17 protein-coding genes are annotated in these 19485 nt (G+C 62.9%); 8 read left to right on the forward strand and 9 right to left on the reverse strand.

The window, feature by feature from the left end; all coding sequences use genetic code 11:
* Positions 1 to 191: 191 nt before the first annotated feature.
* The 5 genes from QMX89_RS01320 (at position 192) to QMX89_RS01340 (ending at position 7898) form a co-directional block, all read left to right on the forward strand.
* On the forward strand, positions 192 to 1832 hold the full coding sequence (locus QMX89_RS01320) for a methyl-accepting chemotaxis protein (RefSeq protein ID WP_282346119.1): 1641 nt from the start codon (positions 192 to 194) through the stop codon (positions 1830 to 1832).
* A 130-nt stretch (positions 1833 to 1962) separates the two neighbouring features.
* The gene (locus QMX89_RS01325; protein ID WP_282346121.1) at positions 1963 to 3774 is read left to right on the forward strand and encodes a sensor domain-containing phosphodiesterase; all 1812 of its coding nucleotides are present in this window, start codon (positions 1963 to 1965) and stop codon (positions 3772 to 3774) included.
* Positions 3775 to 3814: 40 nt separating this feature from the next.
* The gene (locus tag QMX89_RS01330) at positions 3815 to 5674 is read left to right on the forward strand and encodes an ABC transporter ATP-binding protein (RefSeq protein ID WP_282346122.1); all 1860 of its coding nucleotides are present in this window, start codon (positions 3815 to 3817) and stop codon (positions 5672 to 5674) included.
* Between the two features lie 101 nt (positions 5675 to 5775).
* Positions 5776 to 6966, forward strand: coding sequence for a CaiB/BaiF CoA-transferase family protein (locus QMX89_RS01335; protein WP_282346124.1), 1191 nt, complete (start codon positions 5776 to 5778; stop codon positions 6964 to 6966).
* Positions 6963 to 7898, forward strand: coding sequence for a hydroxymethylglutaryl-CoA lyase (locus QMX89_RS01340; protein ID WP_282346126.1), 936 nt, complete (start codon positions 6963 to 6965; stop codon positions 7896 to 7898). The genes QMX89_RS01335 and QMX89_RS01340 overlap by 4 nt, the downstream gene beginning before the upstream one ends.
* A 98-nt stretch (positions 7899 to 7996) precedes the next feature.
* Here QMX89_RS01340 and QMX89_RS01345 read toward each other — a convergent pair whose 3' ends face one another.
* The gene (locus QMX89_RS01345; protein WP_282346128.1) at positions 7997 to 8881 is read right to left on the reverse strand and encodes a serine hydrolase domain-containing protein; all 885 of its coding nucleotides are present in this window, start codon (positions 8879 to 8881) and stop codon (positions 7997 to 7999) included.
* Between the two features lie 119 nt (positions 8882 to 9000).
* Here QMX89_RS01345 and QMX89_RS01350 point away from each other — a divergent pair, with 119 nt between their 5' ends.
* Both QMX89_RS01350 and QMX89_RS01355 read left to right on the forward strand, forming a co-directional pair.
* Positions 9001 to 9768, forward strand: a complete 768-nt coding sequence (locus tag QMX89_RS01350; protein ID WP_282346130.1) for an SDR family NAD(P)-dependent oxidoreductase — start codon at positions 9001 to 9003, stop codon at positions 9766 to 9768.
* A gap of 208 nt (positions 9769 to 9976) precedes the next feature.
* The gene (locus QMX89_RS01355; RefSeq protein WP_282346132.1) at positions 9977 to 10939 is read left to right on the forward strand and encodes an antitoxin Xre/MbcA/ParS toxin-binding domain-containing protein; all 963 of its coding nucleotides are present in this window, start codon (positions 9977 to 9979) and stop codon (positions 10937 to 10939) included.
* Positions 10940 to 11028: 89 nt separating this feature from the next.
* On the opposite strand, the gene QMX89_RS01360 is transcribed toward QMX89_RS01355, so the two are convergent.
* On the reverse strand, positions 11029 to 11424 hold the full coding sequence (locus QMX89_RS01360) for a RidA family protein (RefSeq protein ID WP_049859207.1): 396 nt from the start codon (positions 11422 to 11424) through the stop codon (positions 11029 to 11031).
* A gap of 142 nt (positions 11425 to 11566) precedes the next feature.
* On the opposite strand from QMX89_RS01360, the gene QMX89_RS01365 reads away from it, so the two are divergent.
* Complete coding sequence (locus QMX89_RS01365; protein ID WP_282346140.1) at positions 11567 to 12481, forward strand: LysR family transcriptional regulator; 915 nt, start codon at positions 11567 to 11569, stop codon at positions 12479 to 12481.
* 16 nt (positions 12482 to 12497) lie between these two features.
* Here the strand turns inward: QMX89_RS01365 and QMX89_RS01370 are convergent, their stop codons facing one another.
* The 7 genes from QMX89_RS01370 to paoA all read right to left on the reverse strand — a co-directional run bounded on the left by QMX89_RS01370 (position 12498) and on the right by paoA (position 19452).
* Positions 12498 to 13325 carry an EamA family transporter gene (locus QMX89_RS01370; RefSeq protein ID WP_056843013.1) on the reverse strand — a complete coding sequence of 276 codons (828 nt, stop codon included), beginning with the start codon at positions 13323 to 13325 and terminating at the stop codon, positions 12498 to 12500.
* A gap of 144 nt (positions 13326 to 13469) precedes the next feature.
* On the reverse strand, positions 13470 to 13889 hold the full coding sequence (locus tag QMX89_RS01375; protein ID WP_049859210.1) for an organic hydroperoxide resistance protein: 420 nt from the start codon (positions 13887 to 13889) through the stop codon (positions 13470 to 13472).
* A gap of 155 nt (positions 13890 to 14044) precedes the next feature.
* Positions 14045 to 14533 (reverse strand): MarR family transcriptional regulator, encoded by a 489-nt coding sequence (locus tag QMX89_RS01380; protein WP_056843011.1) that lies wholly within the window; start codon positions 14531 to 14533, stop codon positions 14045 to 14047.
* Between the two features lie 96 nt (positions 14534 to 14629).
* Positions 14630 to 15544: a LysR family transcriptional regulator gene (locus QMX89_RS01385; RefSeq protein WP_282346149.1), complete on the reverse strand. Its 915-nt coding sequence runs from the start codon at positions 15542 to 15544 to the stop codon at positions 14630 to 14632.
* A gap of 34 nt (positions 15545 to 15578) precedes the next feature.
* The gene (paoC, locus tag QMX89_RS01390; RefSeq protein WP_282346151.1) at positions 15579 to 17789 is read right to left on the reverse strand and encodes an aldehyde oxidoreductase molybdenum-binding subunit PaoC; all 2211 of its coding nucleotides are present in this window, start codon (positions 17787 to 17789) and stop codon (positions 15579 to 15581) included.
* 56 nt (positions 17790 to 17845) lie between these two features.
* Positions 17846 to 18796, reverse strand: coding sequence for a xanthine dehydrogenase family protein subunit M (locus QMX89_RS01395; protein ID WP_282346153.1), 951 nt, complete (start codon positions 18794 to 18796; stop codon positions 17846 to 17848).
* The gene (gene paoA, locus QMX89_RS01400) at positions 18793 to 19452 is read right to left on the reverse strand and encodes an aldehyde dehydrogenase iron-sulfur subunit PaoA (RefSeq protein ID WP_282346155.1); all 660 of its coding nucleotides are present in this window, start codon (positions 19450 to 19452) and stop codon (positions 18793 to 18795) included. Before paoA ends, QMX89_RS01395 begins: the two co-directional genes overlap by 4 nt.
* Between the last annotated feature and the right edge of the window lie 33 nt (positions 19453 to 19485).

A 19485-nucleotide genomic window follows, 5' to 3' on the forward strand; every position in this document is an offset into this window, starting at 1 on the left:
ATCGTTTTACCTGTCAAGTGCGTGATACAGTTGCAGGCCTCATAAGTTTGATAGCATTTCGCTATTATTTTTCAGTGAAATTGCAATTGGTTTCTGGATCGGTGGCGCCGTAAAGTCCGCCACGTCGGCGTGATCGCAGTTCAGCATCGCGCACCTATTCAGTCCTCGCCGGGACTACTGCCGAGCCGCCCATGAAAAGACCCTTGTCCCTGGCCACGCGCATAGCCCTGAGCTTCGCAGCCATCCTTGCCTTGCTGATCATGATCACTGCCATCGGCATTCAACGGGTCGCCTTCATCGACTCGACATTGAGTGACGTCAGCGAAAATGCCGCCAAGATCCAGCGCTACGCCATCAATTTCCGCGGCAGTGTGCACAACCGGGCCATCGCGATCCGTGACGCGGTGCTGGTGGACAACGACCGTGACCTGGAAAAGCACCTGGCGGAAGTGGCCACCCTGGAAAAGGCTTACATCGACTCGGCCGCGCCGATGGATCAGCTCTACGACAAGGCTTCCGTGACGCCACAGGAGCGCGAGTTGCTGGGGGCGATCAAGAGCATCGAGCGCCAGACCCTGGACTCCAGCCGTACGCTTATAGACCTGCGCCGTTCCGGCGATATCCAGGGCGCGCAGGCCTTGTTGCTGCGCCAGACCTCGGCCGACTACAGCGAATGGCTCAAGCGCATCAATGCCCTGATCGATTACGAGGAGGCCTCGATCAAGTCCAAGCTGGGCGCGGTGCAGGCCACTGCCAGTCAGTTCAGTACGCTGATGCTGGTGGCGACCGGTATCGCGCTGTTGCTGAGCATCGTGCTGTCGATCGTGATCATTCGCTTTGTCAAGTCGACACTGGGCGCCGAGCCGGCCGAGGTGGCCCTGGCCATCGAGCAACTGGCTGCGGGCAACCTCAACCAGACCATCATCACCCAGCACCCCGGCAGCGTCATGGGCGTGTTGAAGACCGCGCTGGGCCACTTGGCCGAAACCATCGAGCAGGTGCGCACTGCAGCGCGGGAGGTCAATCACTCCTCTGCACAGCTGTCCGCTACCTCGACGTCCAACGACGCGCACATCCGCCTGCAGACCCGTGAGGCTGAGCAGGTGGCCACGGCCATCACGCAGATGGCGGCGACGGTGAGCGAAGTGTCCGGTTACGCCGCCCAGGCTGCGGATGCGTCACGGCTGGCGGATGTCGAAGTAGAGAGCGGCAACCGGCTGGTGGCCAGCACCACCCAGGCCATCGAGCAACTGGCGGTGACTTTGGAACAGACTACAGAGACCGTTGACCAGGTTTCGCGGCACAGCGAAAAGATCGAGTCGGTCATCGATGTGATCAATTCGATTGCCGCGCAGACCAACCTGCTGGCCCTCAATGCCGCGATCGAAGCCGCTCGCGCCGGCGAGCATGGTCGTGGCTTCGCAGTGGTCGCCGACGAAGTGCGTTCGCTGGCCAACCGCACCCAGCAGTCCACCGAAGAAATCCGCGAGATGATCAGCACCCTGCAGTCGGGCACCGAAGCGGCGGCGCAGACCATGCGCAGCAGCTGCGAACTGGTCGGGCAGACCGTCACCCAGACCCGCAGTGCCCAGGACGCCCTGGCCAAGATCAGCGAGCAGGTGGGCGCGATCAACCTGATGAACGCGCAGATCGCCAGTGCTTCGGTGCAACAGAGCGCGGTGGCCGACGATGTCTCGCAGAACATCACACGGATCCACGGCTCCACGGTGCAGTCGGCGAGCGGCTCGCAACAGGTCGCCACCGCCAGCACCGAGCTGGCACGCCTGGCCGATCGACTGTCGCAGAAGGTGGCGTTCTTCGGCGCGGTCTAGACGGACGAAGGGCAGTGGAACGCTTTGCGCGAAGCCGTATACAGTTTGGGGAAAGGCTGCCGATACATCCTATGCAGCCTCGTTTCGAGTGATTCCCCTTGCGACTGACCATCGGGCAACGACCACAGTGATGACCCACTTCGCTCCACCTTTGCCAGACAACGAGCGTGAGCGCATTCGGCGTGTTGCCGACCTGTGCTACCGCGATGCGGTCAATGATGAGGTGCTGGACCGGATCGTTGCCCTGGCCGTGGAGGTGTTCGACACGCCGATCGCGCTCATCTCCATTCTCGAAGAACAGCAGCAATGGTTCCGGGCCAAGATCGGCATCAGTGCGACTTCCACATCGCGAGACGTGTCGTTCTGCGGCCACACCATTCTGGTCGATGACTTCTTCGAAATTCCGGACACCCACCTCGATCCACGCTTTCGATACAACGAACTGGTCACAGGCGCACCGGGCATCCGTTATTACGCCGGCGTTCCGTTGCTGACCCACGACGGTCTCGCTTTGGGCAGCCTGTGCGTCATCGACCAGAAACCGCGTCCGCCGATGTCGGCAGCTCAGCTGGCGAGCCTGCATCATCTGTCTCAGCTGGTGGTGCTCCGGCTGCACGACCTGCGTGCTGCGTCGTTCATCGACCGGCCCACGCGCCTGATGAACCGCATCCGCCTGGAAGAAGACATTCACCGCCACCTCAGCCAGCGGGAAGAGCCGCTGCTGATCGCGGTGGATTTCCTCTCGCCCGGCTTCGTCAACGATATCGTCAAGGCACTGGGCTATTCGTTTTCCCAGCACCTGGTCAGTGAAATCAGCCGCCGGGTGGCCAGCCTGATCGGGCCTGAGTGCGTGCTCTATCGAATCGGCCTCACGCGCTTCGCGTTCATCAAGCCGCGGGACGAGTGCCTGTCGACCTTGTACGAAAAGTTTTCCACGGCCTTCGCCCTGCCGGTCGAGCACGACGGTATTCCCATTCGCGCCCAGATCGGCATGGGTGCGCTGGAACTCGACCGCCATACCCTCGACGACCGCGACTGGGTCCGCCTCGTGGTCAGCGCTGCCGATTACGCACGCGACCGGGGCATCGGCTGGGCCAGGTACCAGGCCGAGCTGGACATCGCCCAGCAGCGTGCCTTCGTGTTGCTCAGTTCGCTGTCCTATGCCCTGGAAGAGTCCGAGCAACTGGGGCTGGTGTTCCAGCCGCGCATCGATTTCGCCAGTGGACGCTGCTGTGCGGTCGAGGCGTTGCTGCGCTGGACCCATCCGACCCTGGGCCCGATCGGGCCGGATGAGTTCGTGCCGCTCGCGGAAAAGACCGATCTGATCCGTCTGTTGAGCGTCTGGGTGGTCGAGGCGGCCATCCAGCAGACGCGGCAGTGGCGAGATGCCGGGTACGACTTCAAGGTGGCGATCAACGTCAGCCCTTGTGACCTCGAGGGGCCGGCCTTCACCGACCGGCTGATCCAGGCGCTCATACGCCATGGTGTCGAGGCCACGACGCTGGAGATCGAGTTCACCGAGGGCGCGCTGATCAAAAATCCCGCCGAATGCCGCAACCAGCTGACGCGCCTGCGGGCACTGGGCGTCGAGATTTCCATCGATGACTTCGGCACCGGTTACAGCAACTGGACCTACCTGCGCGAATTGCCGGCCACCTCGGTGAAGCTGGACCGTTCACTGATCAAGGACATCCAGAACGAGGAACGGGACCGGCGCCTGGTCATCACGCTCATCGACCTGGCCCAGCGCCTGGGCTACAAGGTCGTGGCCGAAGGTATCGAAAACCAGACCAATTTCGACGCGGTTAAAAGCTGGGGTTGCGACGAGGGGCAGGGGTACTTCATCGCCATGCCGATGCCCGCCGAAGAGCTGGTCACGTGGATCCAGAACCAGGCCATTGTTGGCAAAGCCATCCATTGCGACCCACCTGGCGGTCATTAAGTGGCAGAATCTGCGCCACTTGATTCCAATGGAGACCCCCATGCTTCGTGCATTCGAACGCAGGCTCGACCCTTTTCCACCTGACGAAGTGCCACCGCCGCCGACCGGTCTGGCGCGCTTTCTATGGGCCTGCACCCGCGGTGCGCGGGGCTATATCATCGCCTTCGCCGTCCTCAGCGCCGCCGTGTCGATCTATGAAGCCTGGCTGTTTTCCTTTCTGGGCCAGGTCGTCGACCTGCTTACCACCTGGCAGCAGGGCGGCGAGGCTGCCGCCCAGGAAAGCCGAGTGCTGTGGGGCATGGGGCTGGTCATGGTGGGCAGCATCGCCTTGGTCGCGCTACGTACCATGGTTCAGCACCAGATTCTGGCGATCAACCTGCCGCTCAGGCTGCGCTGGGACTTTCACCGGTTGATGCTGCGGCAAAGCCTGTCGTTCTTCTCCGACGAGTTTTCCGGACGGGTCACCACCAAGGTGATGCAGACCGCCCTGGCCGTGCGCGACGTGCTGTTCACCCTGATCGAGATCCTGCCCGGCATCGGCGTGTATTTCATCGCCATCATCGCGCTGGCCGGCGGCTTCGCGCCCAAGCTCATGCTGCCGTTCGTGGCCTGGCTCATTCTGTTCGGCCTGGCGATGTGGTACTTCGTGCCACGCCTGGGCAAGGTCGGGCAGGAGCAGGCCCACGCGCGTTCGTCGATGACCGGACGCATCTCCGATGCCTACACCAACATCGCCACGGTCAAGCTGTTCTCTCATTCCAACCGCGAGGCGCATTTCGCCCGCGCGGCCATGGAAGACTTCAAGAACACCGGCTTTCGCCAGATGCGTCTGGTCAGCCAGTTCGAGATCGTCAATCAGGCGCTGGTGGTCGGGCTGCTCATGGCGGCCGGTGGCTATGCCCTGTGGCTCTGGCACCTGGGCGAGATCGGCACCGGCGCGGTGGCGGCGATCACGGCCATGGCCTTGCGCATCAACGGCATGTCGCACTGGATCATGTGGCAGATGACTTCGCTGTTCGAAAACATCGGCACCCTGCAGGATGGCATGGGCACCCTGACCCGGGGCGCCAAGGTGCAGGACGCGGTCAATGCCGGCGAACTCAGCACCAGAGGCGGTGCAGTGACATTCGACAACGTCAGTTTCAACTACAACGGTGAACGTCAGGTGCTCGACGGCCTGAGCCTGAACATCCGCGCGGGCGAGAAGATCGGCCTGGTGGGGCGTTCGGGGGCGGGCAAGTCGACGCTGATCAACCTGCTGCTGCGCTTCTACGATGTCGACAGCGGCGAGATCCGCATCGATGGGCAGAACATCGCCCACGTGACCCAGGACAGCCTGCGCAGCGCCATCGGCATGGTCACTCAGGACACCTCGCTGCTGCACCGGTCCATTCGCGACAACATTGCCTATGGCCGTCCCGATGCGACCGACGAGCAAGTGCGCAGCGCTGCAGCGAGCGCTCAGGCCGATGAATTCATCAGCCAACTCAGCGACCGTCAGGGCCACAGTGGCTACGACACCCTGGTGGGCGAGCGCGGCATCAAGCTGTCTGGCGGCCAGCGCCAGCGCGTGGCGATTGCGCGGGTGATGCTCAAGAATGCGCCCATCCTGTTGCTCGACGAAGCCACCAGCGCGCTGGATTCGGAAGTCGAAGTGGCGATCCAGGAAAGCCTGGATCACATGATGCAGGGCAAGACCGTAATCGCCATCGCGCATCGCCTGTCGACCATCGCTGCCATGGATCGCCTCATCGTCATGGATCAAGGGCGGATTCTGGAGCAGGGCACCCACGCCGAATTGCTGGCCAAAAACGGCATCTATGCCCGGTTGTGGCAGCACCAGAGCGGTTGTTTCCTGGGTGAGGATCAACTGGTGCCCGAGGGTGTCAATCAGGGCTGAATGGTGACGGATGTTCACCGATCGTTGACCCGCGGCTGGTAATTGCCGCGGGTATGCCTCTAGTCTTGGTGCAAATTCCAAGGCATATCGAGGTTGCCCCCATGACTGCTCTGAGCGGAATCCGCGTCATCGAAATCGGAACCCTCATCGCTGCACCGTTCGCTGCGCGCCTGCTCGGCGAGTTCGGTGCCGAGGTGATCAAGATCGAAACCCTGGGGCAGGGCGATCCCCTTCGCAAGTGGCGCAAACTCCACGAAGGCACCTCGTTGTGGTGGTACCTGCAATCGCGCAACAAGAAATCCCTGGCACTGAATCTGAAGTCCGCCGAGGGTATCGAGATCGTCAAGCAACTGGCCGAAAGCGCCGATGTGCTGATCGAGAATCTGCGGCCTGGCGCTTTGGAAAAGTTGGGCCTGGGCTGGGACGTGCTGCATGCGCTGAACCCCAAGCTGACCCTGGTCCGCATTTCCGGCTATGGCCAGTCCGGTCCGTATCGTGATCGGCCGGGTTTCGGCGCGATCGGCGAGGCCATGGGCGGTATTCGCTACACCACCGGGAATCCGGACTCACCGCCGGCGCGAGTGGGTGTCAGCCTGGGCGACTCGCTGGCGTCCATGCATGCGGTGATGGGCGCGCTGATGTCGTTGCTGCGGGTCAAGACCGGCCAGGGTGACGGCCAGGTGGTCGATGTGTCGCTGGCCGAAAGCGTCTTCAATGTCATGGAAAGCCTGGTGCCGGAGTACGCCATGCTCGGCCACGTCCGCGAACGCAGCGGTGGTGCCTTGCCCGGCATCGCGCCGTCCAACACCTACCCGACTGCCGATGGCGGTTATGTCGTGATCGCGGGCAACAGCGATCCCATTTTCAAGCGCCTGATGACCGCCATCGGTCGAGGCGATCTGGGCGACGACCCTGCGTTTGCCCACAACGACGGCCGCGCCGCGCAGAGCGATCTGCTCGATGGTGCCATCAGCGCGTGGAGCACTCAGCGTCCCATCGATGAAGTGCTGCGCGTGCTGGAAGCAGCGGAGGTGCCTGCCGGGCGCATCTACTCGGTCGCCGATATCGTCGCCGACCCGCACTATCAGGCACGGGGCATGATTCTCGACGCGCAACTGCCCGGTGGGGTGGAAACGAAAATGCCCGGCGTGGTGCCCAAACTGTCCGACACTCCCGGTGTGATCAACTGGCAAGGGCCGAGCCTGGGCCAACACACCCAGGCCGTACTGACCGAGCTGGGTTTGAGCGAGAGCGCTATCCAGCGCCTGAAGGATGAGGGCATCGTGCAATGATCAGCGATTACTCGCAACGTCTCATCGTTCAGGAGGTGGCGCCGCGTGACGGTCTGCAGATCGAACCGATGTGGGTCGCCACCGAAGACAAGATCGCCTTGATCGACCAGCTCTCGCTCGCCGGCTTCAGCCGTATAGAGGCTGGCTCATTCGTTTCGCCCAGGGCCGTGCCAGCCTTGCGCGATGGTGAGCAGGTGTTTGGCGGCATCGTACGCCAGCCGGGCGTCACCTACGTTGCATTGATCCCGAACCTCAAGGGTGCGCAGCGTGCCCTCGCAGCCAAGGCCGACGAGCTCAACCTGGTGTTGTCGGCCAGCCAGAGCCATAACCTCGCCAACATGCGCATGAGTCGGGAGCAGTCCCTGGCGGGCTTCGCCGAGGTGGTCGAGCTGGCTCGCGGCACGTCGGTCAGCCTTAACGTTACCGTTGCCACGACCTTCGGCTGCCCGTTCGAAGGGCGCATCGATGAAAAGGTTGTCATGGGCCTGGTCGATGCCTACCAGCGGCTGGGCCTGCAAGGGGTGACCCTGGCCGACACCACCGGCATGGCCAATCCGCGCCAGGTGTATGGACTGGTCCGGCGGGTGTTGGAGCAACTGCCCGCCGATGCGCTGACGCTGCACTTTCACAACACCCGCGGGCTGGGGCTGAGCAACGTGCTGGCAGCCTATGAAGCCGGTGCCCGGCGCTTCGATGCATCGCTGGGTGGCTTGGGCGGATGCCCGTTCGCACCCGGCGCCTCAGGCAATATCTGCACCGAAGACCTGGTTAACCTGTGCGAGGAAATGGGCATTCCCACTGGCATCGATCTGCCCCGTCTGCTCGAGCTGTCCCGCACCTTGCCGGCACTGTTGGAGCATGAGATGCCGGGGCAGGTGGCGAAGGCGGGGCGTAATCGGGACCTTCATCCGTTGCCGCCGGGGCTTGGCTGAGCGGCACGGCTGCATCGATGACGGTGTCTGCGGACTGGCGACCAAGGTTCACCCCCTCGTCGGAGCGCTTGGTGACGTGAAGAGATTGCCGCGGTGCATCACCCTGAGACATGCTGGCGTATCTGCTCGACCACGGCGGCCTCGACCTCACCTTCGCCTGCGGCCTCGGCAAAAGCAGCACAGCTCACCGATCGCTCGTCCATGACGCCCCTGTACACCGCGAGGACGCTGCCGGGCCCGCATCCGGTGTGTCCCGCCAGCACCAGGCCCCCAGCCACGGGCCCACGCATCAGCCCCAGCGCATAGCCTGGCGCCAGCCACGGTCGACCGGGTATCGGCCCGCCCAGTGTCGTGGTGTCCTGCATGGTCTGGAGCAACGCGGCGGGCAACAGATCACCCCGCAGTAGCCTATCGAGTAGCAGCGCCGCCTGCGAGAGCGGGCCGATCAGCAAGCCGTGATACACCCAGCCCGGATCATAGCGGGCAAGGCTGGCGCAGGATTGCCCGAGCTCTGACCCGGACGCCGCGAAATGTACCGTGTCAGCGATGTTCAGCGGCTGCAGCACGCGCGTGCGGACGGCGTCGGCCAGCGACAGGTCGCTGGTGCGCTCGATCAGCCGAGCCACCTGCCAGTAGCCAACGTTGGAGTAGCGCCAGCCTTCGCCAGGGGGGTACCGCAGACGCTCGGCCTGCAATCGTTCGAGCATTTCCTTTGCAGGCCACGCAGCCTCGTGACGCGCAACGGCGGCGTGGTAGTCGGCGAGCTCGCCATAGTCTGCGAGCCCCGCCTCGTGCCGCAGCAGTTGGCGCAAGGTGTAGGGGACGCCGGCGAGCGGGTCGTCCAGACGCAGCCGTCCGTCACGCACCAGAGTCAGCGCCGTGGCCGCCAGCACCGTCTTGGTGAAGCTCCACCATGGCACCGCAGGTTCAGTCTGATGAGGAAGTTGCAGCCGTTGGCCGTTGACGATGAGGACGATCTGCATGAGTGGCTCGCAAGGCAAACGAATGAACGAAGATGCGGGCAGCTGGCGCCTTGCTCCCGCGCGTCCTATGGTAGACCAGACTCAAGCGCAATGACTTCCCCATCTCACTGGAGACTCCCATGCAAACCACGGGCAACACGATCCTGATCACCGGTGGCGGCAGCGGCATCGGTCGCGCCTTGGCCGAAGCCTTTCTGGCCCGAGGCAACGAAGTGATCATCGCGGGACGCCGAGAAGCGCTGCTCAAACAGGTAGTCGCGGCCAATCCGGGCTTGCACTACACCGTACTCGACACCAGCGATGCGCAGGACCGGCAACGAGTCGTCGAACAACTGATCGAACGCCACCCGGACCTCAACACGGTCATTCACTCGGCCGGCATCATGCGCGGCGAGTCACTGCGCGCAGGTCCCACCGAACTCGACGCCACGGTCGCTACCAACCTGCTGGGCCCCATTCATCTGGATGGCCTGCTGCTACCGCACTTTCTCACTCGACCCCACGCGGCCATCGTGACGGTCTCCTCCGGGCTGGCGTTCGTTCCGTTGGCCCTGACCCCCAGCTACTGCGCAACCAAGGCGGCAGTCCACTCTTACAGCCAATCGCTGCGCTACCAACTCAAGGACACCGCCGTGAAGGTCCACGAACTGGTGCCGCCGTACGTCCAGACCGAACTGATGGGCCAGCGCCAAGCCAACGACCCCCATGCGATGCCGCTGGCGGAGTTCATCGACGAAGTCATGGCGATTTTCGAACGCTCGCCGGATGCCGAGGAAATTCTCGTCGAGCGGGTCAAGCCGTTGCGTTTCGCCGAAGCCAATGGCGGCTATGGACAGTTCTTCACGAACTTCAACGACCAGATGGCTGCGGCGCGGGCGGGGGAGTAGCTCCAAAGAGGGCTGTACCGATGTTTCGGATTCATCCTTCCGGCGCGGGTGATAGGGGAACGGTTTGCTCGATTGGCTTGCATCACATTCGGTACTGGCCGATAATCGCTTCCAACAACTAATCCTCGTGACTGGCGTGGTTTGGCCATCTGGTTGGAGGAGGAAAAAGCCGGCGCGAGCCGGTTTTTTCGTTTCTGGAGTATGGCAAATGCAGCTACCGCCCCAGCCGGAGCCTCTGCGCACTCGCATTTACATTGATGGATACAACTTTTACTACGGATGTCTGCGGGGCACCCCTTACAAGTGGCTGGATCTGCTGCCTCTCTTCGAAAGACATATCCTCCCGTCGGCACTGGTGAAGGATGAAGAGGGCCGCATCAGACAATCGATCCTGCTTGAATCCCCTTCAATAAAGTTCTTTACCGCGAAAATCGTCGAGTCAGTCGCTCGCGCGGCCGATTCCGTTTCGTCGCAAGCGCGTTATCACACTGCGTTGAGAAAGCTATATGAAACGCGTGTCGAGTTGGTCGAAGGTTACTACGCGGTCAACAAGATGAAGGTGAAGGTCGTCGATCCTGATTGCCCGAACCGTGCTCCACGCGAGTGCCGGGAGGTACAGGCCTGGGAAGTCGAAGAAAAGCAAAGTGACGTGAACCTCGCTCTGCAAGCCTATCATGACGCCATTACTGGCCAGATTGACCACGCCGTCATCGTCACCAACGACACCGATATCGCTCCAGCGCTGCAAATGATCAGAGCCCAGACCACCGTGCTGATCGGTGTAGTCGTGCCAACCATCGACCAGCGCCGCCCTCCCAATACCGATCTGGTGAAGCTTGCCCGCTGGAAACGGGAGCATATCAATCCTCATGAGCTGGCAACTTGCCAATTACCCCGTGTCATTCCGGGGAGAAAGGCGACCATAAAGCCTGAATCCTGGTATGCCCAACCTGAGTTGCTCAAAGCGATTCTGGAGTTGGCTGCCCCTGTACGCGGAAGCAAGGCAGCTGTATTCAAATGGATGGAGCAAGTGAACCCCTATCTGGGCGATCAACGTCCGATCGATATGATCGACTCTCACTCGGGTGCAAATCAGGTACTCGAATACATTCGAAACTATCTCGCGCAAACTCCATCCAGACCCGATGACATGCATACCTCACAGGCATGACGTAGGACTCTTCTGAACGTCTCGAGTCTTGTTTTTCATTTTTATCCGCCATGACGCCGATACAACGCACGCTTATCGCCCTGGTCCCTTCAAACCTCAGGCAACTTCGCTATCACCTTGATCTCGAAATCGAAGCCATACAACCACGTCACCCCCACGCAGGTGATGTTCGGGAAAGGCGCCTGGCCCCAGTATTCAGGCACCACTTCCCAGATGGTTTCGAACCGGGATTGCGGATCGACGATGAACACCGTCACGTCTACCACGTCGTCGAAAGTGCATTGCGCTGCGTGCAGCACGGCGTTGAGGTTCTGGAAGGCCAGGCGCACCTGGTCTCGCAGGTCCGGCTCGGGTGAGCCGTCTTCGCGGCTGCCGACCTGGCCGGACACGAACAGCAGCCCATTGCTGCGAACGGCGGGTGAATAGCGGTTGCGTTCATAGAGAGCCTGGCGGCCGACTGGAAAAACGACGTCACGTTGAGTCATGGGATTGCCTCCGTAAGCGGGCCGGGCGACCCGTTATCTATCGAAAGGAAACAGTAGAGGCTTGCCCTGGCGGGATAAACGAGCAAGTCTGACCAGGACTGTTTGCGTTTTCCAAACAATGGCTCCTGACAACGAGGTACCGATGGACCGTTTCGATGCCATGCAGGCGTTCGCGCGAGTGGTGGAGACGGGCAGTTTTACCCAGGCGGCGCACACCCTGCACATGAGCAAGACCACGGTGACCCAGCTGGTGCAGCAGCTCGAAGCGCGTCTGCGGGTGAAGCTGCTCAACCGCACCACGCGCCGGGTCAACGTCACCGCCGACGGGGCCGCCTACTACGACAGGGTGGTGCGTCTGCTGGCCGATCTGGACGACGCCGAGACCGGTCTGTCCAGTGCCGCCACCGTGCCGCGCGGCAGGCTGCGGGTCGACGTGCCCAGTCCCTTCGCCAGCCATGTGCTGATGCCGGCCCTGCCCGAGTTTCATCGCCGCTATCCGGATATCCAGATCGACATGGGCGTCAGCGACCGTATGGTCGACATCATCGGCGAGAACGTGGACTGTGTCGTGCGCGGTGGTGAACTGACCGATCAATCGCTGATGGCGCGCCGCCTGGGCGACCTGCAACTGGGGGTCTATGCAGCGCCCGGCTATTTGCGCCGACTCGGCACGCCCCAGCATCCCGGCGATCTGGAAGCGTCCGATCACCGCGTGATCGGCTTTCTCTGGGCGCGGACGGGCAGGGCGCTGGCCTACACCCTGCAGCGCGACGGCGAGCGCATGACGGTGCGCGGCCAACCGGTGCTTTCGGTCGACGACGGCAATGCCTATCTGGCTGCCGGGCTGGCCGGCATGGGTGTCTTGTGGCTGCCGGAGTACATGGCCAGCGCACCCGTGGCGCGCGGCGAGCTCGTTGCGTTGTTCCAGGACTGGCAACTGGAGTCCATGCCGATGTACATCGCCTATCCGCCCAATCGACACATCAGCTTGAAACTTCGGGTGTTCATCGAGTGGGTGGTGGAACTGATGCCGTTCGAAGGGGCGGCGAGCGGGTGATACCAAGCCTGCGCGGTCAGCCGATGATGATGGTGCCTGCGGCGATGATCGTACACGCCAGCACCTTGCGCACGGTCAGGCTTTCGCCCAGGAAGAACCAGCCGATCAAGGCCGCGAACAGCACGCTGGTCTCGCGCAGCGCCGAGACCATGCCCATGGGCGCATCGGTCATCGCCTGGATGACGATGCCGTAGGCCAGCAGCGACACCAGGCCACCGGCGGCAGCCGTCGCCATTCCCGGACGATAGGCAAACAGGCTGCGCGCTCCGCGCCGACCGATATACACCATCGGCATCAGCACCCCCCACAGCACACACATCCACACGGTATAGGCCATGGGGGCGCCGGACAGGCGCGCACCGATGCCGTCGGTGACGCTGTAGGCCGCGATGAACGCGCCAGTGCCCAGGGCGTACGGCAAGCTGGGAACGGCCAGTTTGCCCTTGCTGAAGGCCAGCAGAATGATCCCGCCCGAGACCAGGCAGATGCCGGCCAAGGCACTGGCCTGGATGTGCTCGCCGGCGAATATCGCTGCACCCAGCGCGATCAGGATCGGCGACGAGCCGCGGGCAACCGGATAGGTCTGCCCGAGGTCGCCCATCCGGTAGCTGCGCACCAGAAACAGGTTGTAGCCCACGTGCAGCACGCCCGAGAGCACGGCATAGGGCCAGCTTGCCTGGGCGGGGACAGGCATGAACAAGGCCAGCACGATGCAGGTCGCGGCCACGGCCAGGCACATGACGGTCATCGACCACAGCCGATCCGCGCCACCGCGCAGGAGGGCGTTCCAACCGGCATGCAACAGGGCGGCGAATAATACGAGGGAGACAGTGGAGATGGGCATTGCGGCATTCTAGGCCAGCAAGCAGGAGGCAGGACAGCGAAGTTTGCTTGTCGTCGATATCACATCAGTAGCGTGTAAGGAGGCCCCGTAGTTCAGGCGAACTGCGGGGCCAGCCATTGCGATCAGAGCGATCGCAGGGGTGCATCAGACAGTGACGTGCAGACGAACGTCGACGTTGCCGCGGGTAGCATTGGAGTACGGGCAGACCTGGTGGGCCGCTTCGACCAGCGCTTCGGCGTCGGCCTGTTCCAGACCTGGCAGGTGGATGTGCAGATCGATGTCCAGACCGAAACCGCCGGGGATCTGGCCGATGCCCACTTTGGCCGTGATCGAGGTGTCGGCCGGCACGCTGCGCTTGCTCTGGCCGGCGACGAATTTCAGGGCGCCGATGAAGCAGGCCGAGTAGCCCGCCGCGAACAGTTGCTCCGGGTTGGTCGCTGCACCGCCGGCACCGCCCAGTTCTTTCGGGGTTGCCAGTGCCACGTCGAGGATCTTGTCACTGGAGACAGCACGGCCATCACGGCCACCGGTGGCAGTTGCGGTTGCGGTATAGAGAACGTTCATGGATTTATCTCTTCAGGACAGGATTGAGGTGCCGCCAGCTTTACCTGTGCGGGCTGGGCAGCTGGGATTAATTTATCGCGCTAATGCTTAGTGCGCAAGATAATATTTCGAAGTTTTTCATGCGCGTCGACAACGCTCTGATTCGCCTGGATTTTTTACTGATCTGGCGGAGTCAGGCTCGTCTGAAGCTGGCTGCGAAGTGTCAGAAGCTCCCCTTGCAGGGCTTCCAGTTTCTGCTGCGCGATGCCGCACGCCGCCAGAATGCAGGCCGGGATGTTCTCGGCTTTCTGGCGAAGCGCCTTGCCGGCGTCGGTCAGCACAAGCCGGACGACCCGTTCATCGTCCCTGCTGCGGGTGCGCATGATCAAGCCTTCGGCTTCAAGCCGTTTAAGCAGGGGCGTCATCGAGCCCGGATCGGTGAGCAGCCTGGCGCTGAGGTCCGACACGGTCAGCCCGTCCTCCTCCCATAGCACCAGCATGGCCAGGTACTGAGGATAGGTCAGGTGGAGGGCCTGAAGCAGCGGTTTGTACACCTTGGTCATCATCAGCGACGTGGAGTGCAGGGAAAAGCACAGCTGGTTGGCCAGCAACAGGTGGCTGCGCTCTGCGACGGGTGCAATGGGACGGCTGTCGTCGACGCTCATGGAATCATCCTGAACTGCAAATGAGCCTAAGTTAGCGTCGATATATTTAGCGCGCAATCAGATCGTATTCCGCCCGGTCACCCGACGATCCTGGCGTCAAGGCAGCGGTCCCATGGGCTCCAGCTCCCGGATCAGATCGATCAGCAGCCGGAGGCCGACGGGCACCTGTCGAAAGCTCGAGTAGTAGATGTGGAAGCCGGGATCGGTGTGGGCCCAGTCCTTCAGGACCTCCTGCACGGTACCGTCCTCGACGTACCGGGCGATGACACGTTCAGGTACGTACATCAGACCGGCTCCGCGGGTCACCAATGCAACGCCGACGCGGGTTTCATCGATGGTGATCGCGCCGGGTACCTGCACCTCGAGTTTCTGGCCGTTCTTGACGAACTCCCAGTCATACAATCGCGCATTGCCGAGGCGGATCTTCAGGCACCGATGCTCTTTCAAATGCTCGGGATGGGTGGGCACACCGAAACGCTCGAGATAGCCGGGTGTGCCCACCACGCTCCAGCGCACGTCCGGGGACAGTCGCTGCGCAATCATGTCGCTGGGCACCGTGCCGCCGAAACGAATGCCTGCGTCGTGGCCCTCGCCAATCACATCGATCATCCGGTTGGTAACGGTCAGGTCCACTTCGATGTCGGGATAGCGCTCCACGAACACCGGCAGGACAGGGCCAAGCAGTAATTTCGCGCCATCGCTGAGGACGTTCAAACGAATGCGACCCGCGGGCTCGTCGCGCAACCGGTTGAGGGTCTCCAAGGCGTTGCTGATGTCGGTCAGTGGATGGCTGACCAGCCCCTGCAACTCTTCGCCGGCGGCGGTAAGGGTCACGCTGCGGGTGGTGCGATTGAGCAGGCGAACGCCCAGGCGTGCCTCCAGGCCTTTAATGGCGTGGCTGAGCGCCGAAGCGCTGATGCCGACCTCGACGCTCGCACGGCTGAAGCTCTGGTGCTTGGCAATGGCCAGGAAATAGATGATGTCAGCCAGGTTCGCACGACTCAGTTGCATGGATCACCCGCTAGCGGAGCACTTGAAAGGGCGATCATACAGAAGCGGGTAACTGATCGATGAGCTTGTCCAGCGTGATCGGATAATCCCGAACCCGCACCCCAGTGGCGTTGTAGATGGCATTGGCAATGGCGGCCGCCGCACCGGAGATGCCCAGCTCACCCACGCCCTTGGCTTTCAAGGGCGTCGCGTACGGGTCGACTTCATCGAGAAAGATGACCTCCTGATGGGGAATGTCGGCGTGCACGGGGACCTCGTAACCCGCCAGGTCGTGATTCACGAAGAAACCCAGGCGATGGTCCACCACCATGTCCTCCATCAACGCCGCGCCGGCGCCCATGGTCATGCCGCCGATGATCTGGCTTCGTGCCGTTTTCGGATTCAAGATACGGCCGGCGGCGCACACCGCCAGTTGGCGGCGGATGCGAATCTCGCCGGTGGCTGCATTCACCCCGACCTCGACGAAGTGCGCACCGAACGTCTGCTGGGAGAAGCGTTTGGCCAGATCGCCATATTCCATCAGATCCTCAGCCTCGATATCGCCGTGCGCTGCAGCGCTGGCCAGCGCAAAGCTGGCGTCGGCGTCGCGCACCTGGCCGTCGACGAACTCGGCTGTCAGTGGGTCCAGGCCGAGTTTCTGCGCAACGGCTTCGCGCAGCTTCACACAGGCGGCATAGACACCCGCGGTGGAGGAGGCCGCCCCCCATTGGCCGCCTGACCCGGCGGACTCGGGGAATCGCGAGTCACCGAGACGGACCTCGACGTGATCGATATCCACACCCATCATTTCAGCGGCGGTCTGGGCGATGATGGTGTACGTGCCGGTGCCGATGTCCGTCATGTCGGTTTCCACGGTGACCCGGCCTTGCCGGTCGACTCGTACGCGAGCGGCGGATTTGCTCGTCGGCGCGCCCCGGATGGCCGAGGCCACCCCCATGCCGATGAACCAGCCGTCCTCCAGGACCTGAGCCGGCGCCGGGCGCCGTCTGCTCCACCCGAAGCGCTCGGCGCCGAGGGTCAGGCACTTGATCAATTGACGCCTGGAAAAGGGTCGGGTGGGTTGTTCGGGATCGACCTGCGTATCGTTCATGACCCGAAACCTGACAGGGTCCATGTTCAGCTTGGCGGCCATTTCATCCATGGCGATTTCCAGCGCCATCATGCCCGGCGCCTCACCGGGCGCGCGCATGGCGTTGCCCTCGGCCAGATCCAGGACGGCCAGTTTCAGGCGCGTCAGACGATTCGCGCCTGCGTACAGCGAGCGGGTCGCCGCCGTCGCCGGTTCGGTACGGCCTCCGCGCAGATTGCCCGACCAGCTCTCGTGACCTATGGCAGTGATGCTGCCATTGCTGTCCGTACCGATGCGTATACGCTGCAGGGTGGCCGGGCGGTGGGTCAGATTGTTGAACATCAGCGGCCGGGGCAGGGCGACCTTGACCGGGCGCCGCGCCTCTCTGGCCGCGAGCGACGCCAGCACCGCGTCGCACAGGATCGTACCCTTGCCGCCGAAACCGCCGCCGATGTAGGGCGAGATCAAATGGACCTGCTCCTTGGCGATGCCGAGTGTCTTGGCCAAGTCGCGAACGCCCCAGTTCATCTGCTGGATCGAGGTCCAGAGGGTCAGCTGATCGCCTTGCCATTGAGCGATGGTGGCATGGGGTTCCATCATGGCGTGAGCTTGATCCGGGGTGCTGTAGGTTTCGTCGAGTTGCACCGCCGCGCGTTGGAACGCGCCGTCGAAATCGCCGACGTCGGTTTGCGCGGGGGGACCGAAGGCGGCGGGCGGCGGCGTTTGCGCCGCGTCTTTCTGCGCTTTCAGGTCGAACTGTCCAGCCTCCCGAACGTAATAGATGCGCAGCAGTGCAGACGCCGCGCGAGCCTGTTCGAAGGTTTCGGCCACCACGATGGCCACGGCCTGGTGATAGTGATCCACCTGGGGGCCGCCCAGCGCCCGGCTGACATAGAACTCGCCCCTGTCCAGCTTGCCGGCATTTTCATGAGTGACGATAGCGATCACGCCCGATGCCAGCCTGGCTTGCTCCGAGTCGATCGACGAGATGCGCCCCTTGCTGATCGCCGCCCCGACCACATAACCATAGGCAGGATGGGTGACCGCCGCATTCTGCTCATAGGCGTAGGTGGCAGTGCCGGTGGTCTTGAGCCTGCCATCGATGCGGTCTTTGGGCTGGCCGATGACATTGAGCTGATCGATCGGATTGGTCGTCGCGGGCGTATCGAATTTCATGGGCAATCTTCCTGTTCGGTTCGCCGGTCGGCCAGCGCGACATGCAATGGGCGGCGTTACGACGACGCTTGAGCCAGTGCCAGACCCAGCGTGCGCTCGGCGAGTTTCACCTTGAATGCGTTTTGCGCCGTGGGGCGGGCGTCGCCGAGCAGGCGGGCGCTCACTGCGGCTGCGCCTTGAGGCAGCAACGCGTCTGCGGCGACGTCGTGCCATGGCTTGTAGGCGACGCCTCCGAGCGCGATCCGTCCCGTTCGATCCGGCTGCACCACTGCCGCCACCGAGACCAGGGCAAAGGCGTACGAGGCGCGGTCACGGACCTTGTAGTAGATATGTCTGCCGCCTGCCGGTTTGGGCAGGATGACCGCCGTGATCAATTCGCCCGGGGTCAAGGTGTACTCCAGGTGAGGCGTATCGCCGGGCGCCTTGTAGAGCTGCGCGAGCGGAAACGTGCGGGTCTGGCCGCTGGCGTTCAGGGTTTCGACAGCGGCATCCAGTGCCTGCATGGCCACCGCCATGTCGCTGGGATGGCTGGCGATGCAGGCATCGCTGACACCGATCACGGCCTGCTGACGGCTCATGCCGCCCAGCGCTGAGCAACCGGTACCGGGACGGCGTTTGTTGCAGGGCTGGTTGGTGTCGTAGAAGTAGGAGCAGCGCGTTCGCTGCAGCAGATTGCCCGCCGTGGTCGCCTTGTTCCGCAGCTGCCCGGATGCGCCCGACACCAAGGCCCTGGACAGCACGGCATAGTTGCGCCTGACTTCGGGCGCGGCAGCCAGGTCGGTGTTGCGCACCAGCGCGCCGATGCGCAAACCACCCTCGCGCGTGGCCTCGAGGGTATCGAAGGCCAGGCCGTTGACGTCGATCAGGTGCTGTGGGGTTTCGATCTCCAGCTTCATCAAATCCAGCAGATTGGTGCCCCCGGCAATGAAGCGCGCTGCGGGGTTGGCCGCTGCTGCCGCGACAGCGTGCTCGGGCGACGTCGCACGTTCGTAGGTAAATGACCTCATGCGGTTTCCCCCGTCGCAACCTCGGCAATGGCATCGATGATGTTGGAGTAGGCGCCGCAGCGGCAGATGTTGCCGCTCATGCGTTCACGCAGTTCGGCTGGGGTCTGCTCGACCGGCGCGATCAGGTCCTGGGTGACGTGACTGGGAATGCCGGCCTTCAATTCGGCCAGCACCGCCACCGCCGAGCAGATCTGTCCAGGCGTGCAGTAGCCGCATTGATAGCCGTCATGCTTGATGAAGGCGGCCTGCATCGGGTGCAGACGCTCCGGCGTGCCCAGGCCTTCGATGGTGGTGATGCTGTCGCCTTCATGCATGACCGCCAGGCTCAGGCATGCATTGATCCGGCGTCCCTCCACCAACACGGTGCAGGCACCGCATTGGCCATGGTCGCAGCCTTTCTTGGTCCCGGTGAGTTTCAGGCGCTCGCGCAACACATCCAGCAACGTGGTTCGGTTGTCCACCTCAAGGGTCTGCCGGCGACCGTTCAACGTGAAGGTCACAGAAGAGCTCGCCGGTGCGTGCGGGGCCGTCTTGCCCGGCTCGACGGCGTTCACGGGCGCAGCCGAGAGGGCCATCGACACGGCCGAGCCTGCCGTTCCCACCAATACCTGTCGGCGAGACAGCCTGAGGCCTTCTTTGGGCTGCAGATGATCCAAATCACTCTCTCCTTCAGCAATGCCCGTCGGCAC

Origin of the sequence: Pseudomonas sp. PS01301, from assembly GCF_029960215.1 — a bacterium.
In the GTDB taxonomy this organism is placed as follows: Bacteria; Pseudomonadota; Gammaproteobacteria; order Pseudomonadales; family Pseudomonadaceae; genus Aquipseudomonas; species Aquipseudomonas coleopterorum.